Raw genomic sequence first — 9,097 nt, forward strand, 5'->3', positions numbered from 1 at the left:
CCCCCGCGGCGGGCCCTGCTACGCCGTTGGCCCGGCCGGCCCGGCCGGCTGCTCGCGCGGGCCCCGGGGCTGCCGCGCGGGCGGCGGGGAGCCGTCCAGGATGCCGCTCTGCGCGGTCAGGTAGGCGAGCTGGGCCCGGCTGTTGCTGCCGAGGATCTCCGACACCCGCTTGAGGTGGCTCGCCACGGTCCGCGAGCTGATGCCGAGCCGGCTGGCGATCGCGGCGTCCGTGTAGCCGTCCACCATGAGCTGGAGCACCCGCAGCCGGGTCTCGTCGGTGAGCAGCGGCGGGCGCTGCTGGTCGCTCTCGTAGACGACCGGCGCGGCCCGCTCCCAGGCGTGCTCGAAGACCGAGGCCAGGAAGTGCACCACGCCGGGGTCGGTGATCTTGAGCGCGTGGTTGTGGTGTTCGAGCTCCTTGTCGGGGATGAACGCCACCGAGCGGTCGCAGATGATGAGCCGGTCGAAGACCTCGTCGACGGTCCGCACCTCGATGCCGGCCTCGGTGACGGCCTTGATGTAGTCCAGCGTCGGGTAGTGCGCCCGGACGGAGTGCTGGTAGAGCGTGCGCTGGCGGACGCCCCGCTTCTGCGCGTCCAGGGCCAGGACCAGCGATCTGGCGAGGACGTCGGTCGGCCGGCTGCCGCCCGGGTGCGCGGTGAGCAGCTCCCGCTCGGTCGCCTGGGTCGTCTCGGCCACCGCGGCGGCGATCACCGCCGCGCCGCTGAGCCGCTGGACGTTGTCCCGGCCCTCCCGGCGCAGCGTCCGGTAGACGCTCTCGACCTGGGACATGGCGGTCCGGACCGCGGCCACCCGCTGCTGCTGTTCGAGGATCTGCTGCTCCATCGGGTGCAGCAGCGCCGTGGTGGCGACCTCGGGCGGGACCGGCACCAGGACCGAGGGGTCGCCCAGCGCCGCCGTCAGCAGCCCCAGCTCGGTGAGGCAGGCGGGAGGCTCCGCCGTCGGGGCCCTCCCCAACAGGACGGCCTTGCGGTAGAACGTGATCCCCTCGTCACAGGGCCCGGGGTGCGCCTCCGGGCCACTGACGTCCGATATGTCGCACATGTGCCACCCCCTTCGGAATCTTGCAGTGCACGATCCTGAGCCATCGGATCTCTTCTGGCAAGGACCCATTCCCAGGCATTCTCTCTGTGTGCGGGGAAACCCCCCAGCACGAACGGATAGGTCTATCTAGGGGTGGAAATGAAGATCATGCGGTTCCCGGGTCGAATCCTCGCGTCCTTCGTTATGGCCGCCGTCGCGGTGATCGTCGTTTCCGCCGCTCCGGACGCCCCCAGCAGCGCCCCCACCGCTGCCGCCAGCAACGTGGCGCTCCTGCCGGGCGACCCCGGCTGGGCCTGATCGGCCGGGCGGGAATCCGCCACCCCTGGACAGTAGCGCCGATCCGCCGACCTGCGGGAGTGCTGCGAATCACGTTTCGCGGATATCGGCGCGCCGACATTCACAAGGAGAGAGAAATGACCGCTGCGATTGCCGTACCGAAATGCCTGGTGTGCGACACCGACTTCGAGGTCGACGAGGCCTGGGAGCGGGGCGAGGTGACCGAGTGCGCGGCCTGCGGCCAGGAGCACGAGGTCGTCGAGAAGTCCGAGGCCGGCGTCCGCCTCGACCTCGCCCCCGAGGTGGAAGAGGACTGGGGCGAGTGACCTCCACCGGCCGCGTCCTGCTGTCGGCCACCATGCTGCGCCCCGAGGAGAAGCTCCTCCTCGGGGCGTTGCGCGGGGAGGGTCTGACGGCGACTCCACTCCTGATGGAGGATCTGGCCGAGGTCGTGGCGGGTCGTACCGACCCGCCGGGCCTGGCCCTGATCCGCAACCTCTCGCACCGGGACGCGATCAGCGTCTCGTGCCGCCTGGAACACGCCGGGATCACCACGCTCAACCGGGCGTCGACCATCGAGACCTGCAACGACAAGGGCCTGCAGGCCCTGCTCTTCGCCCGGCACGGCATCCCCCACCCGCACACCCGGCACGCCTTCAGCTACGACCAGGTCCGCGCGATCGTCGCCGAGCTGGGCATGCCGGCGGTGGTCAAGCCGGTCAGCGGCTCCTGGGGGCGCGGTGTCACCAAGCTCGCGGACGCCGCGTGCCTGGAGGCCTGGGCCGCCGGGCGCGAGTCCGTCGACGCCGCGGGGAAGCTCTTCCCCGTCATCGTGCAGGAGTACATCGACAAGCCCGGCCACGACCTGCGCGTGGTCGTCGTCGGGAGCACCCCGGTCGTGGCGATCCAACGGGTCTCGGACGACTGGCGCACCAACACCCACCTCGGCGCCGAGGTGCGGCGCGTCGACATCACCCCGGAGATGGAGAAGCTCTGCGTCCGGATCGTCGACGTGCTCGGCCCCGGCTTCTACGGGGTCGACCTGGTGGAGGACCGGACCACCGGTGACCTGCTCGTCCTGGAAGTGAACGCCAACCCCGAATTCGCCCGCTCCTCCGCCCAGCACGGAGTGAACGTCGCCGGCCACCTCGCCTCCTTCGTGGCGGGGCAGCTGACGGCCGCGGCCGTGTGACCCGGAGAGGAACCATGGAACTGTTCGACACCGCGACGGTGCTCGCCCGCGTGCTCACCTCGGGCGTGGTCATGAGCATCGAGAAGAGCGACCGTGAACTGCCCGCCCTGGAGCGGCTGCTGACCAAGCGGACCGGCCGGGCCAAGGCGGTCCTGCTGAACAGCCGGACCGGGGCCCTGCACGCGGCCCTGGCCGGCCAGGGCATCGGCCACGGCGACACCGTCGCCCTGGCCGAGCCGGACGAGGCCACCACGGCCTTCCTGGCCTGGCTCGGCGTCACCGTCGAGGGGCAGGCCCCGGCCGCCTTCGACCTCGTCTCGCTGACCCCCGAGAACGCCGGCCGGCTGGACGAGCTGACCGCCGGCGCCACCGCCCCCGCGCTGGTGGTGGACCTGAGCGGGCTCGGCTTCGGCCCGGCCGCCGCCGTGCTCACCGACGACGAGCGGCTCTGGGCCCGGGCCGAGCGGCTGAAGATCTTCGGCGCCTACGACCTGCGCACCATGTGGACCCAGCAGGAGGCCGACGAGGACCTGGTGCCGGGGGTCCAGTTCAACTACCGACTGAGCCCCCTGGTGGCCGGTTGCGTACGGATGGCCCTGACCCACGCGGCGCGCCCCGCCGCCGCAAGCTCCGGAGCACGCTGATGATCACCGACTTCCCGAACTCCCCCCTGCCCCTGCCCACCGAAGCCGATCTCGCCGACGAGCTCGCCGCCCTCGGCGGCGGCGCGATGATCCCCAAGGCCCAGCGCCGCACGCTCTTCCCGATCATCACCAAGGAAGACGTCTTCAACCTGATGCTCGCCCAGCGGCAGTCGCCCGACAAGGTCGTGGCCGACTTCGCCGAGGCGTACCGCGCCTACGTCGGCGCCGAGTACGCCCTGCCCACCGCCAGCGGCACCTCCAGCCTGCACATGGCCCTGGTCGGCGCCGGCGTGCAGCCCGGTGACGAGGTGATCGTCCCGGCGTTCACCTTCATCGCCACCGCGCAGGCCGTGGTCGCCGCCCACGCGATCCCGGTGTTCGTCGACATCGACCCCGACACGTACTGCATGGACCCGCGGGCCGCGGCCGCCGCGATCACCCCCCGGACCAGGGCGCTCATGCCGGTCCACGTCCACGGCCTGCCCGCCGACGTGCCCGCCCTGCGCGCCCTCGCGGACAAGCACGGCATCGCCCTCGTCGAGGACGCCTCGCACGCCCACTCCGCGAAGATCGGCGACCGGGTGGCCGGCTCCTTCGGCGACGCCGCCGGCCAGAGCCTGATGGCCGACAAGAACTTCCCGCTCGGCGGCGAGGGCGGCATCGCCTTCTACGCCACCGAGGAGGCGTACGGCCGGGCGGTCGCCTACCTGGAGCGCCACGCCATCGACTACGGCATGTCCTGGGTGGCCGCCGCCTTCGGCACCAGCCAGCTGGCCCGGCTGCCGTACTACGACGAGATCCGGGCCCGCAACGCCGCCCTGCTCGGCGAGGCCCTGGCGGGGACCGGCCTGTTCACGCCGCCGCACGTCCCGGACGGGCACGTGCACGCGTACAACATGTACCGGACCACCCTGCACCCGGAGGCCGTCGGCCTGGAGGACCTGCCGGTGCACGCCGTCAAGGAGGCGGTGCACGAGCTGCTGGTCGCCGAGGGCGTGCCGGCCCGCGAGTGGCAGAACACCCCGATCCCGTGCCACCTGCCGTTCCGGCACCGCGACGGCTTCGGCAACGGCTACCCGTTCTCGCTCAACCCGGACGCCGTGCGCGACCACCGGCCGGAGGACTTCCCGGTCACCCTGGGCATGCTCGACAGCACCCTGGTGCTCTGCCGCGAGCTGCGCTCCCCGGTCGAGTACGAGCGGATCCTGCGCTACGCGGACGCCTTCCGGAAGGTCGCCCGGCGCCCGGACGCCATCCGCAAGCTCGTCGAGAGCGGCGACTACCGCCGTCCGTGGGAGAAGGCGGCCCGCCTTGGCTGACCAGAAGATCCGCGTCGCCGTCATCGGCGCGAGCGGCTACACCGGTGGCGAGGTCATCCGGCTGCTGCTCGAACACCCCGGGGTGGAGCTCGCGTTCCTCTCCGCGGAGCGCAACGCCGGCGCCACGGTCGGCAGCGTCCACCCGTGGCTGCGCAACCACCCCCGGGCCGGCTCGCTGACGCTCCGGCCGCTGGCGCAGCTCGCCGAGGTCGGCCCCGTCGACGTCGCCTTCGGCTGCCTGCCGACCGGCACCCTGCCGGAGCAGCTGCCGCTGATCGCCGACAACGCCAAGCGGGTGCTCAACCTGGGCGGCGACTTCCGCCTCCGCGACGGCGACGACGTCCGCACCCACTACCCGAGGACGGCCGCGAACCCGCCGAGCGAGGATTTCGCCTACTACATCCCGGAGTTGAGCCCCGAGGTCCCGCAGGAGCGGTTCATCAGCCTGCCCGGCTGCATGGCCGTCACCACCATCTACGCGCTCTACCCGATGTTCGCCGCCTCGCTCGCGACCGACCGGGTCGTGGTCGACGCCAAGACCGGCTCCACCGGGAGCGGTCGCGGCGGCGGCGAGCCGCACGCCGAGCGCAGCGGCAACATCCGGGTGCACAAGCTGCACGGGCACCGGCACGCCCCGGAGGTCCAGCAGGCGATCGCGGACCTCACCGGCGCGGCCGTGGACCTGCGGTTCTCCACCCACAGCCTCGACGTGTCGCGCGGCATCATGGTCACCGCGTACACCGAACTGCGGGACGGTGTCACGGCGTTGGACGTCAAGCGGGCCTATGCCAAGGCGTACCTCGGCAAGCCCTTCGTCCGGGTCCGGCCGGCCCCCAAGGCGGCGCAGGACTTCCCGATGCTCAAGGCGGTCGTCGGCTCGAACGTCGCCGAGGTGGCGGTCGCGGTGCGCGGCGACCAGTGCGTCGCGGTGGCGGCCCTGGACAACCTGATCAAGGGCGCGGCCGGCCAGGCGATCCAGGCGATGAACCTGATCTCCGGCCTGGACGAGACGACCGGACTGCCCACCACGGCGGTGTCGCCGTGAGCCGTCCGCTGTACGTGATCAAGGTCGGCAGCGCCACGCTCGACCACGGCACGATCCACAAGGAGCTGGCCGACCTGGTGGCCCGGGGCGCCCGGGTGCTCCTGGTCGCCGGCGGCGCCACCGGCATCGAGGCGCACTACCGCGCGATCGCCCGCCCGATGCCGCAGCTGCGGCTCGCCAACGGCGACGAGGTGCGCTACTGCCCGCCCGAGGAGATGACCCACCTGGTCGACGCCTACGAGCGGGTCACCCTGCCCGCCGTGGAGCGGGAGGCCCGGGCCCTCGGGCTCGGCGTCTTCACCGCCGTCGCGGCGCGCGGCGCCCTGGTGACCGGGCGGGCCAACCGGCCGCTCAAGGCACTCTCCGCCGAGGGCCGGCCGATCGTGGTCCGCGACCACCGGGCCGGCGTGCCCGCCCAGGTGGACACCGCCCGGCTGAACGCCCTGCTCGACACGTACGACCTGGTCTGCCTCTCCGCGCCGGTCGCCGACCCGGACGGCGGCGCCCCGCTCAACGTGGACGCCGACGTGCTCGCGGCGGTCCTCGCCAACGCGCTGGACGCCGACCACCTGCGGCTGGTCACCGGCACCGCCGGACTGCTGACGGACAAGGACGACCCGCGCTCCACGCTGGCCGACGCCTACCCGGGCGACGGAGCGCGGTACGCCGCGGGGCGCATGCGGCAGAAGGTCCGCGCGGCCGAGATCGCCCTGGAGGGCAGCGCCGACGTGGCCATCACCGGGCCGCACACCATGTCCGAGCCGGCCAACTGGACCAGGTTCTGGCGGGTGCGCGAGCCCTCCGCCGACCTGAGCCTGCTGACCCGGGTGGTCTCGGTGCCCTCGGTCTCCGGCGACGAGGCCGAACTCGCGACCCTGCTGGCCGAGTGGTGCCGCGAGCGCGGCATGGACGCCGCCGTCGACGAGGCGGGCAACCTCGTCGCCAGCCGCGGCGTCGGGCCCCGCCGGCTGCTGCTCCTCGGCCACCTCGACACCGTGCCGCACCGCTGGCCGGCCGAGTGGCGCGAGGGCGAACTGTGGGGCCGCGGCAGCGTGGACGCCAAGGGCTGCCTGGCCAACTTCCTGGAGGTGCTCGCCCACGCGGACATCCCGGAGGACGGCCAGCTGTGCGTGGTCGGCGCGGTCGAGGAGGAGATCTCCTCCTCCAAGGGCGCGTTCCACGTCCGCGACCACTACCCGGCCGACGCGGTCGTCATCGGCGAGCCCAGCGGCTCGGAGAAGCTGACGCTCGGCTACTTCGGGCTCTTCAAGCTCAAGGTGACCGCCTCGGTGTCCAGCGGCCACTCGGCCGGACAGGACGCGGTCTCCGCCCCCGACCTGCTGATCGAGGCGCTCGGCGGCATCCGGACGGCCGTGCTGGCCCACGCGACCGACGCGCTGAGCGCGGTCATCGAGGTCAGCAGCCGGACCGGGCGCGAGCACCACCACGCCACCGGGATCCTCAACTTCCGGGTGCCGCCCACGGCCGACCTCGCCGCGCTGCGCTCGGCGGCGCTCGACCAGGTCCGGCCCGGAGTGGAGATCGAGGTGCTGCGGGCCACCCCCGGCTACGTCGGCGGCCGCTCCAGCACGCTGGTCAAGGTCTTCAGCCGGGCCTTCGCGGACACCGGCATCCGGCCCCGCTTCGTCGTGAAGAAGGGCACCTCGGACATGAACACCCTGGCCACCACCTGGCGGGACGTGCCGATGGTCGCGTACGGCCCCGGCGACTCCTCGCTGGACCACACCGACGAGGAGCGGATCGGCGCCATGGAGTACCGCACCGCCCGCTCGCTGCTCGCGGACGCCGTCAACCGGTGGTTCGCCCTGCCCGAGGGGAGCCGTCGATGAGCACCGTGCTCGCCCCGCCGCAGACCGCGGACGACCTGCCGGCCACCCTGGCCGACCGGGCCGTACGGGCCCGCCGGCTGGTGGTCGACATGGCCGCCGGGCCGCGCGGCTGCCACCTCGGCGGCAGCCTGTCCGTCCTGGACATCCTGATCGCCGCGCTGCACCGGGCCTCGGCCGGGGACGGCACGGAGGTCGTGCTCAGCAAGGGCCACGCCGCCGCCGGGCTCTACGCGGCCCTGCACGTCAGCGGCGTCCTCCCGGAGGACCCGAGCCCGCGCTACGGCCTGGCGGGCGAGCCGTTCACCGGCCACCCGGGCCCCAAGGTCCCGGGCGTGCGCTTCCCCACCGGGAGCCTCGGCCACGGCGTCCCGTACGCCGCCGGCTGGGCGATGGCCCGCCGGATCGGCGGCCGGAGCGGGCTCGGCATCGCCGTCGCCGGCGACGGCGAGCTCCAGGAGGGCCTGGTCTGGGAGACCTGCCAGGTCGCCGTGGCCCAGGAACTGGGCAACTTCGTGCTGGTGGTCGACCGCAACGGCGGCCAGAACGACGGCATGGTGGCCGACATCTCGCCGCTGCCCCGGCTCGCCGAGCGGTTCGCCGCCTTCGGGTTCGAGGTCGCCGAGACCGACGGGCACGACCTGGCGGCGCTCACCGCGCTGTTCGCCGGGGACCGGGCCGGGGCCCGCAGGCCGCTGGCCGTCATCGCGAACACCGTCAAGGGGAAGGGCGTGCCCGCCGTGGAGGGCAAGGCCGGCTCCCACTACGTGACCATCGACGCCACGCGCGCCGCCAAGTGGAAGCGAGCGATCCGATGACCCTCTCGGGCCGTGACGCCTACCGCGACGAGCTGACCGGGCTCGCCGCCGAGGACGACACCATCCTCTGCCTGGAGGCGGACCTCGGCGGCAAGGGCCACCCGTTCCAGGCCGCCCACCCCGACCGCTTCTTCAACCTCGGCATCGCCGAGGGCGCCATGGTCGACATGGCGGCGGGCCTCGCCGCGGGCGGGTACAAGCCCTTCGTCAGCACCTTCGCGCCCTTCGCGGCGCTGCGCGCGGCGGAGAGCCTCAAACTGACGCTGGGCTACCTGAACGCCGGGGTCACCGTGGTGGCGCCGTACGCGGGCGTCTCCGGCGCCTGGTTCGGCACCACCCACCACTGCCTGGAGGACCTCGCCGTCCTGCGCAGCATCCCGGGCGTGGTCATCGCCGCCCCCTACGGGGAGGCGGAGATGCGCGCGGTGGTCCGCGAGGCCGTGCGCTCCGGCCGGCCGCACTACATCCGCACCGGGCGCAACGCCCAGTACCGCTCGCTCGACTGGGAGGGCGAGCGGGCGCCGCTGGTCACCTGGGAGCACCGGGCCGAGCCGGGCGAGGTCTGCCTGGTGTCGGTGGGGGAGGAGGGCACCCGCCTGGCGCTGGCCGCGCGGGAGGCCCGCCCCGGCACCGGCCACGCCCACCTGGTCTACCTGGACCACGGGAACCTGGCCCGCGCCGCGGCCGAACTCTCCCGCCACCACCGGCGGTTCGTCGTGGTCGAGGAGCACCGAGCCCAGGGCGGGGCGGCCGAGGCGCTCGCGCTGCTGATGCCCGAGTGCGAGGTCACCGCGGCGAGCGCGGACCTGACCTGGCCCTCCACCGGCGGCGACCACGAGGAGGTCATGGCCGCGGTCGGGCTCTCGCTGCCCGCCGTGCTCGCCGCGGTGG

At 73.5% G+C, this 9,097-nt stretch carries 10 protein-coding genes; 9 read left to right on the top strand and 1 reads right to left on the bottom strand.

All coding sequences use genetic code 11. The annotated features are described in order from the left end of the window. Nucleotides 1-18: 18 nt before the first annotated feature. The gene (locus ACFU6K_RS20950; protein WP_380665119.1) at nucleotides 19-1,065 is read right to left on the bottom strand and encodes a LuxR C-terminal-related transcriptional regulator; all 1,047 of its coding nucleotides are present in this window, start codon (nucleotides 1,063-1,065) and stop codon (nucleotides 19-21) included. Nucleotides 1,066-1,203: 138 nt separating this feature from the next. Between ACFU6K_RS20950 and ACFU6K_RS20955 the strand changes: the two genes are divergently transcribed. The 9 genes from ACFU6K_RS20955 to ACFU6K_RS20995 form a co-directional block, all read left to right on the top strand. Then, complete coding sequence (locus tag ACFU6K_RS20955) at nucleotides 1,204-1,362, top strand: hypothetical protein (RefSeq protein ID WP_380665121.1); 159 nt, start codon at nucleotides 1,204-1,206, stop codon at nucleotides 1,360-1,362. 116 nt (nucleotides 1,363-1,478) lie between these two features. Beyond that, on the top strand, nucleotides 1,479-1,667 hold the full coding sequence (locus tag ACFU6K_RS20960; protein ID WP_049648974.1) for a lysine biosynthesis protein LysW: 189 nt from the start codon (nucleotides 1,479-1,481) through the stop codon (nucleotides 1,665-1,667). After that, nucleotides 1,664-2,533: a RimK family alpha-L-glutamate ligase gene (locus tag ACFU6K_RS20965; RefSeq protein WP_380665123.1), complete on the top strand. Its 870-nt coding sequence runs from the start codon at nucleotides 1,664-1,666 to the stop codon at nucleotides 2,531-2,533. Before ACFU6K_RS20960 ends, ACFU6K_RS20965 begins: the two co-directional genes overlap by 4 nt. 14 nt (nucleotides 2,534-2,547) lie before the next feature. Beyond that, nucleotides 2,548-3,177 (top strand): degT/DnrJ/EryC1/StrS aminotransferase, encoded by a 630-nt coding sequence (locus ACFU6K_RS20970; RefSeq protein ID WP_380665125.1) that lies wholly within the window; start codon nucleotides 2,548-2,550, stop codon nucleotides 3,175-3,177. Further along, entirely contained in the window at nucleotides 3,177-4,496 is a 1,320-nt protein-coding gene (locus ACFU6K_RS20975; RefSeq protein ID WP_380665127.1) for a DegT/DnrJ/EryC1/StrS family aminotransferase, read from the top strand. The genes ACFU6K_RS20970 and ACFU6K_RS20975 overlap by 1 nt, the downstream gene beginning before the upstream one ends. Then, the gene (gene argC / locus ACFU6K_RS20980; protein ID WP_380665130.1) at nucleotides 4,489-5,541 is read left to right on the top strand and encodes an N-acetyl-gamma-glutamyl-phosphate reductase; all 1,053 of its coding nucleotides are present in this window, start codon (nucleotides 4,489-4,491) and stop codon (nucleotides 5,539-5,541) included. Before ACFU6K_RS20975 ends, argC begins: the two co-directional genes overlap by 8 nt. After that, nucleotides 5,538-7,391, top strand: a complete 1,854-nt coding sequence (locus ACFU6K_RS20985; RefSeq protein WP_380665132.1) for a M20/M25/M40 family metallo-hydrolase — start codon at nucleotides 5,538-5,540, stop codon at nucleotides 7,389-7,391. Before argC ends, ACFU6K_RS20985 begins: the two co-directional genes overlap by 4 nt. Beyond that, nucleotides 7,388-8,206, top strand: a complete 819-nt coding sequence (locus tag ACFU6K_RS20990) for a transketolase (RefSeq protein WP_380665134.1) — start codon at nucleotides 7,388-7,390, stop codon at nucleotides 8,204-8,206. The genes ACFU6K_RS20985 and ACFU6K_RS20990 overlap by 4 nt, the downstream gene beginning before the upstream one ends. Further along, nucleotides 8,203-9,097: transketolase family protein (locus tag ACFU6K_RS20995; protein WP_380665136.1), on the top strand; the 895-nt coding region annotated here is incomplete at its 3' end. The genes ACFU6K_RS20990 and ACFU6K_RS20995, both read left to right, overlap by 4 nt.

It is taken from the genome of Kitasatospora sp. NPDC057512 (assembly GCF_042802135.1).
Classification (GTDB): Bacteria; Actinomycetota; Actinomycetes; order Streptomycetales; family Streptomycetaceae; genus Kitasatospora.

Coding starts and splice junctions, on each gene's coding strand:
- ACFU6K_RS20960 (WP_049648974.1), top strand. CDS start 1,479: ATGACCGCTGCGATTGCCGTACCGAAATGCCTGGTGTGCGACACCGAC.
- ACFU6K_RS20950 (WP_380665119.1), bottom strand. CDS start 1,065: ATGTGCGACATATCGGACGTCAGTGGCCCGGAGGCGCACCCCGGGCCC.
- ACFU6K_RS20990 (WP_380665134.1), top strand. CDS start 7,388: ATGAGCACCGTGCTCGCCCCGCCGCAGACCGCGGACGACCTGCCGGCC.
- ACFU6K_RS20970 (WP_380665125.1), top strand. CDS start 2,548: ATGGAACTGTTCGACACCGCGACGGTGCTCGCCCGCGTGCTCACCTCG.
- ACFU6K_RS20955 (WP_380665121.1), top strand. CDS start 1,204: ATGAAGATCATGCGGTTCCCGGGTCGAATCCTCGCGTCCTTCGTTATG.
- ACFU6K_RS20975 (WP_380665127.1), top strand. CDS start 3,177: ATGATCACCGACTTCCCGAACTCCCCCCTGCCCCTGCCCACCGAAGCC.